The 17,894-nt window shown below is 70.7% G+C and carries 15 protein-coding genes and 1 pseudogene; 8 read left to right on the top strand and 8 right to left on the bottom strand.

Features of this window, described 5'->3' with window-relative positions; translation table 11 throughout:
- The first annotated feature begins 59 nt into the window (after nucleotides 1-59).
- Complete coding sequence (locus tag OG906_RS13425) at nucleotides 60-911, top strand: prepilin peptidase (RefSeq protein WP_329442766.1); 852 nt, start codon at nucleotides 60-62, stop codon at nucleotides 909-911.
- A gap of 142 nt (nucleotides 912-1,053) precedes the next feature.
- On the opposite strand, the gene mgrA is transcribed toward OG906_RS13425, so the two are convergent.
- Nucleotides 1,054-2,091, bottom strand: a complete 1,038-nt coding sequence (gene mgrA, locus OG906_RS13420; RefSeq protein ID WP_329442764.1) for an L-glyceraldehyde 3-phosphate reductase — start codon at nucleotides 2,089-2,091, stop codon at nucleotides 1,054-1,056.
- Nucleotides 2,092-2,216: 125 nt separating this feature from the next.
- Here mgrA and OG906_RS13415 point away from each other — a divergent pair, with 125 nt between their 5' ends.
- The 5 genes from OG906_RS13415 to OG906_RS13395 all read left to right on the top strand — a co-directional run bounded on the left by OG906_RS13415 (nucleotide 2,217) and on the right by OG906_RS13395 (nucleotide 7,994).
- Nucleotides 2,217-2,978 carry an isoprenyl transferase gene (locus tag OG906_RS13415; RefSeq protein WP_329442762.1) on the top strand — a complete coding sequence of 254 codons (762 nt, stop codon included), beginning with the start codon at nucleotides 2,217-2,219 and terminating at the stop codon, nucleotides 2,976-2,978.
- A 364-nt stretch (nucleotides 2,979-3,342) separates the two neighbouring features.
- A complete protein-coding gene (locus OG906_RS13410; protein WP_329442760.1) occupies nucleotides 3,343-4,659 on the top strand; it encodes a PhoH family protein in 1,317 nt (438 codons plus the stop codon).
- A gap of 395 nt (nucleotides 4,660-5,054) precedes the next feature.
- Complete coding sequence (locus OG906_RS13405) at nucleotides 5,055-5,807, top strand: transglycosylase SLT domain-containing protein (protein WP_420716870.1); 753 nt, start codon at nucleotides 5,055-5,057, stop codon at nucleotides 5,805-5,807.
- 108 nt (nucleotides 5,808-5,915) lie between these two features.
- A complete protein-coding gene (locus tag OG906_RS13400) occupies nucleotides 5,916-7,271 on the top strand; it encodes an AI-2E family transporter (protein WP_329442757.1) in 1,356 nt (451 codons plus the stop codon).
- Nucleotides 7,272-7,313: 42 nt separating this feature from the next.
- Entirely contained in the window at nucleotides 7,314-7,994 is a 681-nt protein-coding gene (locus OG906_RS13395; protein WP_329442756.1) for a hypothetical protein, read from the top strand.
- 69 nt (nucleotides 7,995-8,063) lie between these two features.
- Here the strand turns inward: OG906_RS13395 and OG906_RS13390 are convergent, their stop codons facing one another.
- Complete coding sequence (locus OG906_RS13390) at nucleotides 8,064-8,600, bottom strand: alkyl hydroperoxide reductase (protein WP_329442754.1); 537 nt, start codon at nucleotides 8,598-8,600, stop codon at nucleotides 8,064-8,066.
- A 3-nt stretch (nucleotides 8,601-8,603) separates the two neighbouring features.
- Nucleotides 8,604-9,158 carry a peroxiredoxin gene (locus tag OG906_RS13385; RefSeq protein WP_053677038.1) on the bottom strand — a complete coding sequence of 185 codons (555 nt, stop codon included), beginning with the start codon at nucleotides 9,156-9,158 and terminating at the stop codon, nucleotides 8,604-8,606.
- 135 nt (nucleotides 9,159-9,293) lie between these two features.
- Between OG906_RS13385 and OG906_RS13380 the strand changes: the two genes are divergently transcribed.
- Nucleotides 9,294-10,241: a hydrogen peroxide-inducible genes activator gene (locus OG906_RS13380; protein ID WP_267799604.1), complete on the top strand. Its 948-nt coding sequence runs from the start codon at nucleotides 9,294-9,296 to the stop codon at nucleotides 10,239-10,241.
- Nucleotides 10,242-10,295: 54 nt separating this feature from the next.
- On the opposite strand, the gene OG906_RS13375 is transcribed toward OG906_RS13380, so the two are convergent.
- The 5 genes and pseudogenes from OG906_RS13375 to OG906_RS13355 all read right to left on the bottom strand — a co-directional run bounded on the left by OG906_RS13375 (nucleotide 10,296) and on the right by OG906_RS13355 (nucleotide 15,337).
- Entirely contained in the window at nucleotides 10,296-12,632 is a 2,337-nt protein-coding gene (locus OG906_RS13375; RefSeq protein ID WP_329442752.1) for an ABC transporter permease, read from the bottom strand.
- The gene (locus tag OG906_RS13370) at nucleotides 12,629-13,315 is read right to left on the bottom strand and encodes an ABC transporter ATP-binding protein (protein WP_329442750.1); all 687 of its coding nucleotides are present in this window, start codon (nucleotides 13,313-13,315) and stop codon (nucleotides 12,629-12,631) included. Before OG906_RS13370 ends, OG906_RS13375 begins: the two co-directional genes overlap by 4 nt.
- Nucleotides 13,312-13,836: a PadR family transcriptional regulator gene (locus OG906_RS13365; RefSeq protein WP_267799607.1), complete on the bottom strand. Its 525-nt coding sequence runs from the start codon at nucleotides 13,834-13,836 to the stop codon at nucleotides 13,312-13,314. Before OG906_RS13365 ends, OG906_RS13370 begins: the two co-directional genes overlap by 4 nt.
- Before the next feature lie 116 nt (nucleotides 13,837-13,952).
- Nucleotides 13,953-14,192: pseudogene (locus tag OG906_RS13360) on the bottom strand (AT hook motif protein); the annotation flags it as partial.
- Between the two features lie 188 nt (nucleotides 14,193-14,380).
- Nucleotides 14,381-15,337, bottom strand: coding sequence for an SPFH domain-containing protein (locus OG906_RS13355; RefSeq protein WP_329442748.1), 957 nt, complete (start codon nucleotides 15,335-15,337; stop codon nucleotides 14,381-14,383).
- 243 nt (nucleotides 15,338-15,580) lie between these two features.
- Between OG906_RS13355 and OG906_RS13350 the strand changes: the two genes are divergently transcribed.
- A complete protein-coding gene (locus OG906_RS13350) occupies nucleotides 15,581-17,878 on the top strand; it encodes a transglycosylase domain-containing protein (RefSeq protein WP_329442746.1) in 2,298 nt (765 codons plus the stop codon).
- Nucleotides 17,879-17,894: the final 16 nt, after the last annotated feature.

The raw sequence follows: 17,894 nt of genomic DNA, 5'->3' as shown, positions 1-17,894 counted from the left end.
TAGGGGCAATGGGTCCCCGGGCCCATGCCCCCGCGAGGGGCCGGGCCTACGGTCGGCGGATGGGCCTGGTCGTGATCATCCTCGCCGCCGCGTACGGAGCGGGCGCGGGTCTGCTGCTGCCGCGCGCGGCGTACCGGCTGTCCGTGGAGCCGGGGGAGCCCTGGCGGGACTCCTGCCCCGACGGGCATCCGCTCCCGGGCTGGGTGGGGCGCGCCCGCTGCCGCCTCCCCGGAGCGTCGGCCGTGTCCCCGCCGGCGCCGGCGCCCACCCGCCCCGGCCCCGGGGCGGGAGCGCCGCCGGCGGGGCCCGTCCCCGCGGATCCCGGCGCCCCGACCACCGGCGGGCGCCCCGACCCGCCGTACCACCGCTACGGGGTCCGCCCCGCGGGGGTCGTGTGCCTGGTCGCCGGGGTCTGCGCGCTGCTCGCGTGGGCCGTCGGGGTGCGGCCCGAGGCGGTGGCGTTCGTGGGGCTCGCACCCGGGTTCGTCCTGCTCGGCCTGGTCGACGTCGCCGTGCACCGGCTGCCGGACCCGCTGACCCTGCCGCTCGCCGCGGCCGCGGTCGTGCTGCTGGGATGCGCCGGGGCCCTGCCCGGCGCGGCCGGGTCCTGGCGGTCGGCGCTGCTCGGCGGGGCCGCGCTCGCGGGGGCGTACCTGCTGCTGTTCCTGATCCACCCCGCCGGCATGGGCTTCGGGGACGTCAAGCTGGCGCTGTCCCTCGGGGTCGCTCTTGGGTGGTACGGCCGGGGGGTATGGGTGGCCGGGGCGTTCCTGGGCTTCCTCTACGGGGCCGTGTACGGCCTGGGCCTGCTGCTGCGCGGCCGTGCGGGGCGCCGGACGGCCTTCCCGTTCGGCCCCTTCATGGCGGCCGGCGCGCTCACCGGAGTGCTGCTGGGCGGATTCGGAGCGTAATCGTTTTGCGTCAATGCGCGCATCACGCTTTACGAAGGGTTATGGTGGAACCCCCCCCTCGGGCCGGTCCGTATCCCCCCCACGGACCGGCCCGTTTTTTGTTTCCCCGCGCCTGTTCCTGACGGCGCGGCATCAGCGCAGGTCAGCCGCGCTGGGCCCAGATGTTGGCGCCGGGGGTGGAGACGGCGAAGGAATCGATCTCCTTCAACTCCTGCTCCGTGAGCGGCGCACCGGCCAGCGCGGCCACGTTCTCCTCCAACTGCTTCACGCTCGACGCGCCGATCAGAGCCGACGTCATGCGCTCGTCGCGCAGCACCCAGTTCAGCGCCAACTGCGCCAACGACTGCCCGCGCCGCCCCGCGATCTCGTTCAGTCCCTTGAGCCGGCGCAGGACGTCGTCCGAGAGCAGGTCCGGGTTGAGGGACTTGCCCTGGCTGGCCCGCGAGCCCTCCGGGATGCCCTTCAGGTACTTGCCCGTCAGGAGGCCCTGGGCGAGCGGCGCGAAGGAGATGCAGCCCATGCCGGCGTCCTCCAGGGTGTCCAGCAGCCCGTCCTCCTCCGTCCAGCGGTTGATCATGGAGTACGAGGGCTGGTGGATGAGCGGGCGCACGCCCATGTCGCGCAGGATCCGCGCGGCCTCGGCCGTCTGCTCGGCCGTGTACGAGGACACGCCCACGTAGAGGGCCTTGCCCTGCCGGACCGCGGACGCCAGGGCGCCCATGGTCTCCTCCAGCGGGGTTTCCGGATCGAAGCGGTGCGAGTAGAAGATGTCGACGTAATCGACGCCCATCCGCTTCAGCGAGGCGTCCAGCGAGCCGAGCAGGTACTTGCGGCTGCCCCACTCGCCGTACGGGCCGGCGTGCATCAGGTAGCCGGCCTTGGTGGAGAGCACCAGCTCCTCGCGGTGGGACGCGAAGTCCTGCGCGAAGATCTTGCCGAAGTTGAGCTCGGCGGACCCGGGCGGCGGTCCGTAGTTGTTGGCCAGGTCGAAATGGGTGACACCCAGGTCGAAGGCCCGGCGCAGGATCGCCCGCTGGGGCGCCAGGGACGTGTCGTCGCCGAAGTTGTGCCAGAGGCCGAGGGAGATGGCGGGGAGCTTGAGGCCGCTGTGGCCGGTGCGCCGGTACTCCATGGAGTCGTAGCGCGAGGGCTCTGCCCGATAGGGATTGGTATCAGTCACGTTGTCCTCCCTATCACGGACTTGTGACCGACCGAGTTGGGTACCCCATGCCACATCCCAGTAATGTGGCGGACTCGGGGGACCGCAATTCGCACGGGGGCATTGCACGGAGGGGCTGGAAGATCGTGAAGCTGCGCGACCTGGTGTACAGGCTCTACGCACGCCGGGTGGAAGGCCGACTCGACCATGACGAGGCGCCCAAGCACATCGGCGTCATCCTGGACGGGAACCGGCGCTGGGCGAAGGCGTCCGGAGGAACCACGGAGCAGGGCCACCAGGCCGGAGCCGACAAGATCTCCGAGATGCTGGGCTGGTGCACCGAGACGGACGTCGAGGTCGTCACCCTCTGGATGCTCTCCACGGACAATCTGGACCGCCCCGAGGTCGAGCTGCGCCCGCTGCTCAACATCATCGAGAACACCGTGCGGGGCCTCGCGGCGGACGGCCGCTGGCGCGTCCACCACGTCGGCAACCTCGACATCCTCCCCGAGCGGACCCAGTCCGTGCTGAAGGAGGCCGAGCAGGCCACGCACGACGTCGACGGGATACTGGTCAACGTCGCGGTCGGTTACGGCGGCCGCCAGGAGATCGCCGACGCGGTCCGCTCGCTGTTGCTGGAGCACGCCTCGAAGGGCACCTCCTTCGAGGAGCTGGCCGAGGTCCTCGACATCGACCACATCGCGGAGCACCTCTACACCCGGGGTCAGCCCGACCCGGACCTCGTCATCCGCACCAGCGGCGAACAGCGGCTGTCCGGGTTCATGCTCTGGCAGAGCGCACATTCGGAGTACTACTTCTGCGAGGTTTTCTGGCCGGCCTTCCGCAAGGTCGACTTCCTCCGGGCGCTGCGCGACTACGCCGCCCGCCACCGGCGGTACGGGAGCTGATCCCCGGACGGCGGGCTCCTCCCGGGGAGTTCGCCGCGACCGCGCTCCCCTCCGGCCCGACACCTCCCCGCGCGTTCCGTCGTCCCCCTCTCAAGCCTTCACCAGGGGTTCACCGAGCGTCCGTCATATGCCATGGCATGGCCTTGCCCGTTCGAGGGCATAACCCTGGCAGGTCGACGTCCGATCCACGGGTGTCGAGTCTCAGCGGACGGCATGGGGTCGTCCGCCCGGGAGGCCCTTTGCACCAGGACGCACGTGCGGTTCGCACGGACGGAGTGGAGGGCCGGGAATCGGCCCGCGCATGGGTGCCGATGACCGGTCCGGTCTTCATGGCCCGACCTCTTCCGAGGGGGTACGTCCTTCCGTGGTGACCAGCACAAAGCGCCGCCTGCCCGACAGGCGGACCTACGTCCTCGACACCAGCGTCCTGCTGGCAGACCCCAACGCGATCTCCCGCTTCGACGAGCACGAGGTCGTGCTCCCGATCGTGGTGATCACCGAGCTGGAGGCAAAGAGGCACCATCCCGAACTCGGCTACTTCGCGCGCCAGGCCCTCCGCCTGCTCGACGACTTCCGGGTCCGGTACGGACGTCTCGACGCCCCCATCCCGCTGGGCGATCTGGGCGGCACCCTGCGTGTCGAGCTCAACCACTCCGACCCGGGTGTCCTGCCCGCCGGCTTCAGACTGGGGGACAACGACTCGCGGATCCTCGCCGTCGCCCGCAATCTCCAGGCCGAGGGCTACGACGTCACGGTGGTCTCGAAGGATCTCCCGCTGCGCATCAAGGCCTCCTCCGTGGGGCTGCTCGCCGAGGAGTACCGGGCGGAGCTCGCCATCACCGATGCCGGATGGACCGGCATGAGCGAGCTGGCCCTCTCCGGCGAACAGGTGGACCTGCTCTTCTCGGAGGAGCGGCTCTACGTGCCGGAGGTCGCCGAGTTGCCCGTCCACACCGGACTGGTCCTCCAGTCCGAACGGGGCAAGGCGCTGGGCCGGGTCACCGCCGACGGCAACGTGAAGCTCGTACGGGGCGACCGCGAGGCCTTCGGGCTGCACGGCCGCAGCGCCGAGCAGCGCATCGCCCTCGACCTGTTGCTCGACCCGGAGATCGGCATCCTCTCGATGGGCGGCCGGGCCGGCACCGGAAAGTCGGCGCTCGCGCTGTGCGCGGGCCTGGAGGCCGTGCTGGAGCGGAGGCAGCATCAGAAGGTGATGGTCTTCCGGCCGCTGTACGCGGTGGGCGGCCAGGACCTCGGCTACCTGCCCGGGGACGCCTCCGAGAAGATGAGCCCGTGGGCGCAGGCGGTGTTCGACACGCTCTCGGCGGTCGCCGGACGCGAGGTCATCGAGGAGGTGCTGAACCGCGGGATGCTCGAAGTCCTGCCGCTCACCCACATCCGCGGTCGTTCCCTGCACGACGCCTTCGTGATCGTGGACGAGGCGCAGTCGCTGGAACGGAACGTGCTGCTGACGGTGCTGTCCCGGATCGGCGCCAACTCGCGGGTCGTGCTGACCCACGACGTGGCGCAGCGGGACAACCTGAGGGTGGGCCGGTACGACGGAGTGGTCGCCGTCGTTGAGAAGCTGAAGGGCCATCCGCTCTTCGCGCACATCACGCTGACTCGTTCCGAGCGTTCGCCGATCGCCGCGCTCGTCACGGAGATGCTGGAGACCCTGTAACCGCAAAGGGGACAGAACCCCCATAGCGGGAAGTAGAGTTGGCGCCGCCCGGCAAAGGCCCAGAAGCCTAGCCGGGCGGCGTTGTGCTGCACAGGCCTTTGTCGAAAACAGCGGCCTCCCCGCAGGTGTGACCTTTCCCACGCAACGCGGAATTGCCCTGCGGCGTCGAGGTCCGGCAGAGTCTGATTTCCGTCAGGCCCCACATACGGCACACCTGTATCTCTCGTGAGATACGCGCAGCACCACAACTCCACAGTCGTTTGCCGTATGTCGCCCGAGTTTCACGCGGCAGCTCCCGCAGGGGAGTTGCCCACGGGCCCGAGCCTCCAGTGACCGCGGATTCATGGAGGCCAGTGTCCAGGGGCACTTTTGCGCCCGCCAGGTCACTGCGGACGCTGCTGGAAGGACACCGTGTGAGCCGGATCTCGGTTCGAGGGTTCGCAGTGGCTTCGGCCACCGCTGTCACCACCGTCGGCGCAGTCGTGGGCGTTGCCACCGGCGACGCCACCACGAACGACCTCGAGACCACCGCGTCGGGTGCGACTCTCCTCACTGAAATCCCGGTCGGCGAGCAGGCCCAGGTCCAGAGCGGCTCCCTGACGCAGCAGGCCGACACGATCGCCCACGCCGCCGATGCCGACGCCAAGCGCTCGGCCGAGGAAGCCGCGCGCATCGAGGCCGCCGAGACCGCCAAGGCGAAGAAGTCCGACGCCCAGGCCGCGGCGGACGCGGAGGCCAAGAAGAAGTCCGAGGCCGAGGCCGCCGCGAAGCTGAAGAAGGAGCGCGAGGAGGCCGGCGAGGTCGCCAGCCGTTCCTCGACGCGCGACGCCGGCGACTTCGACGTCCAGGGCTCCTACACGATCTCCGAGATCAAGTCGATCGCCCGGCAGATCGTCCCGGCGGGCCAGTTCCAGTGCTTCTCGGAGATCGTGAACCGGGAATCCACCTGGAACTACAAGGCCGTCAACTCGTCCTCGGGCGCCTACGGTCTGGTCCAGGCGCTGCCCGGTTCGAAGATGTCCTCGGCCGGCGCCGACTGGCGCACCAACCCCGCCACCCAGATCAAGTGGGGCCTGGGCTACATGAACGAGCGCTACGGCAGCCCGTGCGCGGCCCTAAGCTTCCACGACGCCAACGACTGGTACTAGGCACGCGCCACCGCACAACCTCCGGGAGCCCCGCACCGTCCTACGGTGCGGGGCTCCTCGCGTGTACGGTCTTCGAGGTGTGTTCACGGGCGGGGGGAAAGGAAAGACATGTCGAAGAGGGCAGGCTGGCTCGGCAGGATCGGGAGAAAGCTCAGCCAGGTGGAGGCTCGCCTCGACGAACGGCGGGCCGAGGTCGAGGCGGAGACCTCCGACGACCGACCGGTCTCCGCGACCGCCCCGTCGCCGCTCCCGCCCCCGGGAAGCACCGGCCCCGTCCCCGACACGTCCGGCCGGCGGGTGCGCCCCGACCCGGTGACCGTGATCCCCTGGGGCATGCGCGTGGCCGCGGAGGCCAGTTGGCGGCTGCTGCTGCTCGCCGGGATGCTCTGGGTCCTGATGAAGGTGATCAGTGAGGTCCGCCTGGTCGTCCTCGCCTTCGCCGCGGCCCTGCTCGTCACCGCCCTGCTCCAACCCTTCGTCGTGCGGCTGCGCCGGCTCGGGCTGCCGCGGGGGCTCGCCACGGCCGTGACGGCGATCCTCGGATTCGTGGTCATCGGGCTGGTCGGCTGGTTCGTGGTCTGGCAGGTCATGGAGAACCTCGACGACCTCTCCGACCGGGTCCGCGACGGCATCAACGAACTCAAGGTCTGGGCACTGGACAGTCCGTTCCACGTGACCGAGAAGCAGATCAACGACATCGCGAAGAACCTCACCGACACCATCGGCACCAACACCGAGGAGATCACCTCCGCCGGACTGCAGGGCGTGACGGTGCTCGTCGAGGTGCTGACGGGCATGCTGCTCGCGATGTTCTCGACGCTCTTCCTGCTCTACGACGGCAAGCGGATCTGGACCTGGGTGCTCGGCCTGGTACCGGCCGCCGCCCGTCCCGGCATGGCCGGCGCCGGTCCGCGCGCCTGGCGCACGCTGACCGCGTACGTACGGGGAACCGTCCTCGTGGCGCTCATCGACGCCGTCTTCATCGGCCTCGGCCTGTACTTCCTCGACGTCACGATGGCCGTCCCGCTGGCCGTGTTCATCTTCCTGTTCGCCTTCATCCCGCTCGTGGGAGCCGTCATCTCCGGCGCGCTCGCGGTGGTCGTGGCCCTGGTGACCCAGGGGCCGTTCATCGCGCTCATGGTGCTGGCCGTGGTGCTCGCCGTACAGCAGATCGAGGGCCACGTGCTCCAGCCCTTCATCCTGGGCCGGGCGGTACGGGTGCATCCGCTCGCGGTGGTGCTGTCGGTGGCCGCCGGCGGGATGATCGCGGGCATCGGCGGAGCGGTGGTCGCCGTACCGCTGGTCGCCGTCACCAACACGGTGGTCGGCTTCCTCAAGGCGTACTCGCGCGAGCAGCTCCACCCCGGCATGGCCGAGGTGGGACCCGCCCCGCACGGGGCCACCGCGCTGGACGCGTCGCCGCGTACGCCGGGGGAGACGAGCCAGGGTGAGCAGCGGGTCTGAGGGCGCCACGACGGCGGTCGGGGGCGGGGAGAGGGGCGACGGGTGATCGGCGAGCCGGAACTGGACGGCGAGTGGCGCACGGACCGGGCCTTCGAACCGGCGGACTCCGCGCCGGAGCCCGGGTCGGCGCGCGGGGCGGCGCGGGGCCCGCGTGCGCGGTGGGTGTGGGCGCTGGGCGGGGCGGTGCTGGCCTCGGCGGTGTGGGGCGCGACCCTGGTCGCGCAGAATCGTTCCGACACGGCTCCGCGCATCGCCTACCGGCACGTCGACGACCTCTGCCCGGAGGCTCCCCTGAAGGCGCTGGGCACGATCAACGGCACGGCCTTCGACATGACGTGGCCGGGCAACGAGAAGAGCCCCGCACTCGACTGGTCCTACTGCCGCGCGACGGGCGGGTACACCGAGGGCCGGCCCTGGTACGGGGTCGAGATCATGGTCGAGCGGCACAAGAAGAGCGATCCCCGGCCGGAGTTCGACGCCGGGCCCGGACTGGACCCCCGCCGCACCGGCGCCTCGGACGTGGAGGAGGTGCCCGGACTCGGCGAACGGGCGCTGCTCAGGCGGCAGCCGGGCACGGACGCCCAACTGGCGGTGCTGGACGGCGGTGTGGTGTTCACGCTCCGCGTGGAGTGGAACATGGACAGGGATCTCGTGGACGAGGACGCGGTCCACACGGCGATGATCGAGGACATGCGGGCGCTGACGACCCGGCTGCGCGAGTGAGCGGGTGAACGACGGGGCCCCCGCGGCCGGTGACGGCTGCGGGGGCCCGTTCCGCGCGGACGCGGAGCGCTACTCGGCGGCGAGGGCCGCTTCGGCGTCGAGGGTGACCGCGACGGCCTGGATCACCGAGGCGATCTTGAAGGCCTCCTGGATCGTGTCACGGTCGACACCGGCCTTGCGCAGCACCTGCTCGTGCGAGTCGAGGCACTGGCCGCAGCCGTTGATCGCGGAGACCGCGAGCGACCACAGCTCGAAGTCGACCTTCTCCACGCCCGGGTTGCCGATGACGTTCATCCGCAGGCCGGCGCGCAGGGTGCCGTACTCCGGGTCCGACAGCAGGTGACGGGTGCGGTAGAAGACGTTGTTCATCGCCATGATCGCGGCGGCGGACTTGGCGGCGGTGTACGCCTCCGGCGACAGGACCGCCTTCGCCTCGGGCTCCAGCTCGCGCAGGACGTGCGGGGAGCGGGCGGCGATCGCGCAGGACAGGACCGTGCCCCACAGCTGCTGCTGCGGGAGGTCGCTGTTGCCGATGACCGAACCGAGGTTCAGCTTCAGGTCCTTGGCGAAGTCCGGTATGGCGGACTTCAGGGAGTCGAGGGACATCCGTCACTCACCGGCCAGCAGCGCCGGGGCGTCCAGGGTGCCCTCGCCCTTGTTCCAGTTGCACGGGCACAGCTCGTCGGTCTGCAGGGCGTCGAGGACCCGCAGGACCTCCTTGGGGTTACGGCCCACGGAACCGGCGGTCACCATCGTGAACTGGATCTCGTTGTTCTGGTCGACGATGAAGACGGCGCGCTGCGCGAAGCCGTCCTCGCCCTGCACGCCACAGGCCTGCATGAGCTCGTGCTTGGAGTCGGCCAGCATCGGGAAGGGCAGGTCACGCAGGTCGGCGTGGTCCTTGCGCCAGGCGTGGTGGACGAACTCGGAGTCGCCGGAGACGCCGAGGACCTGCGCGTCGCGGTCCTGGAACTCCTCGTTCAGCTTGCCGAAGGCGGCGATCTCGGTCGGGCAGACGAAGGTGAAGTCCTTCGGCCAGAAGAACACCACGCGCCACTTGCCCTCGTAGGACTTGTGGTCGATCTGGGCGAACTCGCTGCCGGCTTCGAGCGAGACGCAAGCGGTCAGATCGTAGCTGGGGAACTTGTCACCGACAGTGAGCACGTGCTCTCCTTGCAAACGGGAAAGTGACCCTTATGGGGGCTTTCCGAAGGGGTTGGACGGATCTCACATGCTGGCACAGCTGCATTGATTACGGAAATAGCTACTCTTGTGGCTGGTGATCGGAGGTGCCTATCAGTGGCTGTCGGTAATAGGGGACTCAAGCAGGCGACGCTCGCGCAACTGCGCGCGTTCGTGGCCGTGGCGGAGCATCTGCACTTTCGGGACGCGGCCGCCGCCATCGGCATGAGCCAGCCCGCCCTCTCCGGGGCCGTCTCCGCGCTGGAGGAGGCGCTCGGGGTGCAACTGCTGGAGCGCACCACCCGCAAGGTGCTGCTCTCCCCGGCGGGGGAGCGGATCGCGGTGCGCGCCCGGGGCGTGCTCGACGCCATGGGCGGGCTGCTGGAGGAGGCCGAGGCCGTACGGGCCCCGTTCACCGGAGTCCTGCGGCTCGGGGTGATCCCGACGGTGGCCCCGTACCTGCTGCCGACCGTGCTCGGGCTCTTCCACCGGCGCTACCCCCGCATGGACCTCCAGGTGCACGAGGAGCAGACGGCGTCGCTGCTGGAGGGGCTGGCCGGGGGGCGGCTGGACCTGCTGCTGCTCGCGGTGCCGCTGGGGGTGCCCGGGGTGAGCGAACTGCCGCTTTTCGACGAGGACTTCGTACTCCTCGCCCCACGCGAGCACCCGCTCGCCGGGCGCCGGGACATCCCGCGCGAGGAACTGCGCGGCCTGCAACTGCTGTTGCTCGACGAGGGGCACTGCCTGCGCGACCAGGCCCTCGACATCTGCCGGGAGGCGGGCCGCACGGCGGGCGCGGACGTCACCACCACCGCCGCCGGACTGTCCACGCTCGTACAACTGGTCGCCGGGGGACTGGGGGTGACGCTGTTGCCGCGCACCGCGCTGCGGTTGGAGACCACGCGCAACGAGTACCTCGCCACCGGGTACTTCGCCGAGCCGGCGCCCTCCCGGCGGATCGCGCTGGCCATGCGGACCGGCACCGCCCGCCAGGAGGAGTTCAAGGCGATCGCCGCCGCGCTGCGCGAGGCCGTACGCCCGCTCCCCGTCTGGCCGACCGACTGATCCGGTCGGTCGCGGGGGCGGGCGTACGGCCTCGGGCGCGCCGGCTCGCGTGCGTCACTCCGTACGCAGGCCGTCCGGGCGCATCATCCGCAGCAGCGGCGGCAGGCTGAGCAGGGTCACCACCGCGACCACGCCCGCCCCCACGCCCGCCATCCCGAGCACCGGACCCCAGTCGATCCCGACGGGCCGGCCGGCCATCCGGATCAGTACCGAGCCCAGCCCGATGCCCACCGCGATCGCCAGCGCCATGCCCACCCCGACGGGCAGGGCCGTCTGCCAGAGCACCGACAGGCTCAGCGTGGAGCGCTTGGTGCCGAAGGCCACGAGCGAGGACAGCAGCTTCCTCCGTTCGCGCAGCTGCTCCAGTTGGGAGACGAGCATGCTCGCCCCGATCAGGATCAGGACGCCGGTCGCGCCGAAGAAGAGCCCGGTGCGGATCGAGGAGTAACCGGTCGCGGTGGACGTCGACGTCAAGGTCATGGCCGTGGCGAACGGGTCGGCCTTGAAGGCGGCCGTGCGGGCCCGCTCCAACCCGTCCGGCACCGATTCGTCCAGCTGGAGGAAGATCTGCGCGGACTGGTCGAAGCCCAGGTCCTCGGGCGCCGCCGACGGGGTCGCCAGCAGCCCGGTGCGCCGGGTCCCGTTGGGGTCCTCACGGGAGAGGACGGTGCGCGCGTCGGCCGGGAAGGCCCACTCGACGGCCTTCTTGTGGTCGAACGGGCCGCCGGTGAACCCGTTGACGTTGCCGGCGAAGAGCCGGTCACCCGCCTTGGCGGCGCCCTCGGCGACGGGACCGTCGAGCACGAAGGTGTCGCCGTCCTTGCACGCGCCGAGTTCCGCCACCTCCCTGAGCGCCTCGCAGCTGCCGACGGTCACCGCGATGGTGTCGTCCGCCGGGACCCGGTGCGCGGCGTTGAACGAGGCCAGCGGCACGGTGCGGGCGATGCCTTCGGTACCGGCGACCTCGGCGGCGAGGGCGTCCAGCCGGTGCTCGCCGCCGCTGGGCAGCAGGATCGACACGGCGGCCCGGGTCGGGTCCTGGCCGGTCTCGTTGCGGTACTCGCCCTCGACGCCGGAGAAGAGCATCTGCAGGGCGATGGCCCCGGCGACCGCCACGGCGATGCCGTTGACGAGGCGGGCGGCCGTACCGCTGCCGATCTGGAGCCGGCGCACGGCGAGTTGCCAGGAGACCGGCCCGCCGGGCGTTCCGCCGACCACGCGTTCCAGTACCCAGGGCAGGAGCGCGGTGATCCCGACGAGCAGCAGCACCACACCGCCGCTGACCTGCCACCGGTTGAACTGCCCGTGCTCGGAGCCGCGTCCCGTCAGCGGGGTGAGCAGGCCGAGTCCGCCGAGCGGCAGCAGCAGCCGCCACCAGACGCGCCGCTTGGCCGGCTTGGCCGTACGGACGACACCGAGCGGTTCGATCACCACACCGCGCAGGGCGAACAGGGTCACCGCGACGGCCGCCGCCGGCACCGCGACGGCGACGAGGGCGGCCAACCACGGTGTCGGGTCGAGGTCGGCGGGGAAGACGCTGCGCTGCTGGAGGGTCAGGTTGCCGACCAGGCGCCGGCCGATCAGGAAGAAGCCGACACCGAAGCCCAGCCCGAGCACGGATCCGGCGAGCGCCTCGCCGGCGGCGATCCGCCGCACCGCGCGGCTGTCGGCGCCGACCAGGCGGAGCGCGGCGAGCCGGCGGTCGCGTCGCTCGCCGCCGAAGCGGACGGCGGCGGCGATGAGGACGGCGACCGGCGTCAGCAGGGCGACGAAGGTGAGCACGACCATCAGCATCAGCACGGGGTCGAGCTCGCGCGCGTCCGCGTCGTTCGCGAAGCCGGTGACGCGCTCGACGCGGTAGGCGTGTTCGCCGTCGGTCCGGAGCTGGTCGCTGCCCAGGTAGAAGAGGAGTTCGCCGGGCCCGGTCAGGCCCGCGTCGCCGACGATCTGGCCGATCCGGCCGTCCAGGCGTTCCCTGAGGAGGGCGCCGTCGGCGGACTTCATCAGCTTGTCCAGCGCGGGGGAGACGGCCAGTTCGCCGGGGGCGGGGATCTTCTCCAGGCCCGGCGGGACGGGCGCGTCCGGGCCCTCGGCCCGGAGCAGGCTGCCTTCGATGTCCTGCCCGTGGTAGGTCTGTCGGGCGGCCGCGGTCAGGAGGGTGTCGCGGCCGGGAGCGGCGGCCGTCGGCGCGGTCGTCGTGGACCGGGCGTCGGCCCGCTCGTTGCGAGCGGTGAGCGCGCCGGGGACGGCGGTGCTGATCAGCAGCAGCGCGACGCCCAGGCCCACGCCCACGCCGGTGAGCAGGGTCCGGGTCCAGCCCTCGCGGCCGCCGCCGAGGGCGAACCGCACGCCCATGGCCAGGTCGCGGTACCAGGTGCGGAGCGGGTTCATACGATGCGCTCCATGTCGCGGGACCTGCCGTCGCGGACGACGATCTCCCGGTCGGAGTAGGCGGCCACCCGGGTCTCGTGCGTGACGAGGACGACGGCCGCGTTGGCGGAGCGGGCGGCCTCGGTGAGCAGCTGCATGACCAGTTCGCCGTTGAGGGAGTCCAGGGCGCCGGTCGGCTCGTCCGCGAAGATGACGCGGGGCCGGGTGACCAGGGCGCGGGCCACGGCCACGCGTTGGCCCTGGCCGCCGGAGATCTCGCCGGGACGCTTGGCGCCCAGGTCGTCGACCTGGAGCCGCTCCATCCAGCCGAGGGCGGTCCGCTCGGCCTCCTTGCGCTTCACACCGGCCAGCCGCAGCGGCAGGGCGACGTTCTCCACGCAGGTGAGCTCCGGTACGAGCTGTCCGAACTGGAAGACGAAGCCGAACTCGCCCCGGCGCAGGGCGCTGCGCTCGGAGTCGTTCATCGCGGACAGCTCGCGGCCGGCGTAGGTGACGGTGCCGGAGTCGGGCGCCACGATGCCGGCGAGGCAGTGCAGCAACGTCGACTTGCCGGAGCCGGAGGGCCCCATGACGGCGACGACCTCGCCGGGGTGGATCGAGAACTCCGCGCCGTCGAGGGCCTTGGCGGACCCGTAGGTCTTGCGCAGGTCCGTGGCGCACAGCAGGCTGCCGGCCGGGGTCATCGGCGTATCTCCTGACCGAGCTGGTCGAGCCGGGCGGCGGTGAGTTCGAGCCACCGCAGGTCCGCTTCCAGGTGGAAGAGGGCGTGGTCGCAGACGAGTTGGTCGGCGAGGTCGCCCTTGCGCTTGCGGGTGGTCAGCAGGCGCATGAGCCGCAGGTGCTCGGAGCGCTGGGCGTCCAGCAGGTCCTGCGCGCCGCGGCCCGTGAGCAGGGCCAGTACGACCTTGGTGTACAGGGTGGACTGGAGGTACGGCTCGGGCTTCTCGGGCTGGGCGAGCCAGGTCTCGACGTCGGTGATCCCGGCGTCGGTGATGGCGTACCGCTTGCGGTCGGGACCGCCGCCGCTCTCTATCCCGTCGACCTCGACGAGGCCGTTCTTCAGGAGCCGGGACATGGTCGAGTAGACCTGCCCGTAGGCGAGGGGGCGGTCGTGGCCGAACTTCTCGTCGAAGGCGCGTTTGAGGTCGTAGCCGTGCCGGGGGCCAGCTTCCAGTAGACCCAGAAGGGTGTGACCGATGGACATGACGGCGACTATACACGGGAGGTATACGCGCGGTGTATACCTCCGGTGCATAGCTCGGCGGACGGGTGTCCTGCCTGGTCAGGTGGTGTTTCGGTGCGGAGAGGTCCCGTCCGGTGTCAGGAGTCGGAGGAGGTGCGGGGGCGGCCGCGCTGCGGGATCGGCGCCGCGCCGCCCGGCAGCCGGCCGGAGTCGGCCAAGGCCCGTCGCAGGAGGAACTCGATCTGCGCGTTGGCGCTGCGCAGCTCCTCGCCGGCCCAGCGCGCGAGCGCGTCGTACACCTGCGGGTCCAGCCGCAGCAGGACCTGCTTGCGGGCCTGGCGCGCGGCCCGCGCCGTGCGCTCGGGGCCCCGCGCCGACGGGGCGTCGGGCGCCCCGTCGGACCCGCCGGCGGAGCCCCCGGCCGCCGCCCCGCCGGACGGCGGGACGGGCTGCGGGGCGGCGCCGGACGGGGTGCCGGGCTGTGCGCCGGACCGGGTGCCGGGTCGGCGGCCGGGCTCCCCGCCGGGCCCGGTGCCGGGGTCGGGGTGCGTGCCGCGGACGGGGCTCACTGATAGAGGGTGCCCGTGTTGATGACGGGCTGCGCCGCGCGATCGCCGCACAGGACGACCATCAGGTTGGAGACCATGGAGGCCTTGCGTTCCGGGTCCAGGTCCACGATGTCCTCCTCGGCCAGGCGGGTCAGGGCGAGTTCCACCATGCCCACCGCGCCCTCGACGATCTGCTTGCGGGCCGCCACGACGGCGCCCGCCTGCTGGCGCTGGAGCATCGCGGAGGCGATCTCCGGAGCGTACGCGAGATGCGTGAACCGGGACTCGATGATGTGCACGCCCGCCGCCTCGACCCGGGTCGCCAGTTCCACCGCGAGTTCCTCGGTGATCTCCTCGGCGTTGCCGCGCAGCGACAGCCCGCCCTCGTCGTGCGAGTCGTACGGGTACTCGATCGCGATGTGTCGGACCGCGGCCTCGGTCTGCGTCTCCACGAACTCGGTGAAGTCCTCGACCTCGAAGACCGCGCGCGCGGTGTCCTCCACCCGCCACACCACGACCGCCGCCAGCTCGATCGGGTTGCCGTACGCGTCGTTGACCTTCAGGACGGCCGTCTCGTGGTTGCGGACCCGGGTGGAGATCTTCCTGCGGGAGGTCAGCGGGTTGACCCAGCGCAGCCCGTCGGTCCGGAGGGTCCCCCGGTAGCGGCCGAAGAGCTGGACCACCCGGGCCTCGCCCGGGGCCACCGTGTTCAGCCCGCACATGGCGAAGATCGAGGCGGGGATCAGCAGCACGCCGAGCGTGATCAGGACGGCCTTGGCCGCCGTCGCGGTGACGATCGCGCCGCCCACGATGAGGCCCGCCCCGACGAGCAACCCGGCCAGTCCGAGCAGCAGGGCCGCTCCGCCGCCGACGCTGCGCGCCGCGAACTCCCTTGCGGGGCCTGCGGATGCGGTCGTCGAACGGGTGGTGTCGGTGGTGCTCCCGGTGTCGGGAGACGCCGCAGTGCTGCTCATGTAATGCCCCCGTTTGTCATGCTGTGTCCGGACCTGTTCGACCGGAACGTCTAGCAAAGTGATATCACTTTTTGCGTACACCGCAACCCTTGCGGTCTTATGTGCGTCGGTTCCATTGGCGTGGGTGCTGATTGTCACGTCCGAATTGACCGGTATTGATCAGGGTTAGTCGACCTTTGTCACAGCCTGCGGTGTTAGTTTTCTGAGCTGACGTCGGGGGGGTAATCGAGCGGAGCGGGAGCGATGGGCCGAGCAGAAGCGCGACGGGCGCAGCAGCAGCGCGGAGCGCGGAAAGCACCGAGCGGGCGCTCCAACGGGCGCGCGGGCAAGTCGGGCGGTAAGCCGGCGGGCAAGCCCTCCGGCATACGCCGCTTCTTCACCTGGAAGAAGATCCTCGGATTCTTCTTCGGGCTGATCCTGCTCATGATGGGCGGCCTGGTCGTCCTCTACTTCATGGTGGAACCGCCGGACAAGGCCAACGAGCAGGCCGAACTCCAGAGCAACACCTACGAGTACTCCGACGGCTCGATCATGACCCGCACGGGCAAGACGAACCGCGAGATCGTCGGGATCGACAAGATCCCGGAGCAGGTGCGCACCGCCTTCATCGCCATCGAGAACAAGTCCTTCTACGAGGACCAGGGCGTCGACGTGATGGGTGTCGCCCGAGGCCTGTTCAACACGGTCACCGGCAAGGGCAAGGCCGGCGGTTCGACGATCACCCAGCAGTACGTCAAGAACTACTACCTCACCCAGGACCAGTCGGCGACGCGCAAGGCCCGAGAGCTGATCATCGCTCTGAAGGTCGACCAGCGCATGAAGAAGGACGAGATCCTCGCCGGCTACCTGAACACCAACTTCTACGGCCGCAACGCCTACGGCATCCAGGCCGCGGCACAGGCCTACTACGGCGTCGACACCGAGAAGCTGACGCTGGAGCAGGGCGCCTACCTCGCCGCCGTCATCCAGGCCCCCAGCCAGTACGACTGGGCGACCGCCGGACCCAACGGCAAGCGGCTGGTCATGATCCGCTTCAACGCCGTCCTCGACAACATGGTCGAGATGGGCAAGCTGGACGCGGCCAAGCGCAAGACCATGAAGTTCCAGGAGCCCATCAAGCCCAAGCCCGCCCCGGGCATGGACGGCCAGAAGGGCTACTTCGTCGAGGCGGCCAAGAAGGAACTCGACCGCCAGGGCATCGACGAGGGGGCCATCGCGGCGGGCGGCTGGACGATCCGGCTGAACATCGACAAGAAGAAGCAGGCCGCGATGGAGAAGGCGGTCGCCGACGAGCTGGAGTCCAAGCTCGACCGCAAGGACACCAAGGGCCGCCCCCAGGACCAGAGCGTCCAGGCCGGCGCCACCTCGGTGGACGCCAAGACCGGCGCGATCGTGGCGATGTACGGCGGCACGGGCCTGTCCGAGAAGTACGAGAGCAACGCCCTGCGCACCGACTTCCAGCCCGGCTCCACCTTCAAGCCGATCGTGCTCGCGACGGCCCTGGAGACCGGCGCGCGGACGCAGGAGGGCAAGGAGATCACTCCGAACGCCCTCTACGACGGAACCAGCAAGCGCCCCGTCGTCGGCAGCGACATCCCGTTCGCCCCGCAGAACCAGGACGATCGCAACTACGGCGACCCGCTGCTCACGGTCCAGAAGGCCACCAACGCCTCCGTCAACTCCGTCTACGCCCAGATGATCGTGGACACCAAGCCGGAGAAGGTGAAGAAGCAGGCGCTGGCCCTCGGCATGGTCGACCGCGACGGCTGGCCCGCCGACAAGCCCGCCATGTCGCTCGGCACCATGAGCGCCAACACCGTCGAGATGGCCGGCGTCTACGCCACCCTCGGCAACCACGGCAAGAAGATCACCCCGACCATCGTGAAGTCGGCCGAGCACAAGGACTCCGACTTCAAGCCGGCCGGCGCGGTCGGCAGCCAGGTCCTCACCCGCAAGACCGCCGACACCGTCACCAAGGTGCTCACCGGCGTGGTCAACGACGGCTCCGGCGAAGTGGTCAAGAGCTCCGCCTACGAGGCCGCGGGCAAGACCGGCACCACCGAGTCCAACGTCGCCGCCTGGTTCACCGGGTACACCCCGGAGCTGGTCACGGTCGTCGCGATGTTCGGCGAGGAGCCCGGCAGCCACAAGCAGGTCACCCTGACCGGCACCGCCGGCAAGGGCCGCGCGGGCGGCTCCAGCTTCCCGGCCGAGATCTGGCGCGCCTACACGCTGGCCGCGCTCAAGGGGCAGAGCACCGACGAGTTCAGCCTGCCGGACGCCGAGATGGGCACGGTGGAAGCACCGCCGCGCACCAGCTCCCCGTCCATCACGCCGAGCCAGTCGTCCAGCTCCCCGAGCTCCACCCCCAGCAAGAGCTCCACGCCGCCGAAGCCGTCGACGAGCTCGCACAAGCCGGATCCGACCAAGAGCACCACGAAGCCGTCGAACACTCCCGATCCGACGAAGTCGAACCCGACCAAGAGCCCGGACCCGACCAGGTCCCCGCTCTTCCCCCCGGCTCCCGACCCGCAGGAGTAGGGACCGGCAGCGCCCA

The sequence above is a fragment of the Streptomyces sp. NBC_01426 genome, assembly GCF_036231985.1.
Taxonomy (GTDB): Bacteria; Actinomycetota; Actinomycetes; order Streptomycetales; family Streptomycetaceae; genus Streptomyces.
Note: the sequence above shows the minus strand (reverse complement) of the source record. Positions and strands in the feature narration are given on the sequence as shown.

Bases quoted from the DNA above. Each gene is read 5' to 3' on its own strand.
- OG906_RS13425 (WP_329442766.1), top strand. From the start codon at position 60: ATGGGCCTGGTCGTGATCATCCTCGCCGCCGCGTACGGAGCGGGCGCG.
- OG906_RS13400 (WP_329442757.1), top strand. From the start codon at position 5,916: ATGTCGAAGAGGGCAGGCTGGCTCGGCAGGATCGGGAGAAAGCTCAGC.
- OG906_RS13390 (WP_329442754.1), bottom strand. From the start codon at position 8,600: ATGTCCCTCGACTCCCTGAAGTCCGCCATACCGGACTTCGCCAAGGAC.
- OG906_RS13375 (WP_329442752.1), bottom strand. From the start codon at position 12,632: ATGAACCCGCTCCGCACCTGGTACCGCGACCTGGCCATGGGCGTGCGG.
- OG906_RS13370 (WP_329442750.1), bottom strand. From the start codon at position 13,315: ATGACCCCGGCCGGCAGCCTGCTGTGCGCCACGGACCTGCGCAAGACC.
- OG906_RS13365 (WP_267799607.1), bottom strand. From the start codon at position 13,836: ATGTCCATCGGTCACACCCTTCTGGGTCTACTGGAAGCTGGCCCCCGG.
- OG906_RS13355 (WP_329442748.1), bottom strand. From the start codon at position 15,337: ATGAGCAGCACTGCGGCGTCTCCCGACACCGGGAGCACCACCGACACC.
- OG906_RS13350 (WP_329442746.1), top strand. From the start codon at position 15,581: ATGGGCCGAGCAGAAGCGCGACGGGCGCAGCAGCAGCGCGGAGCGCGG.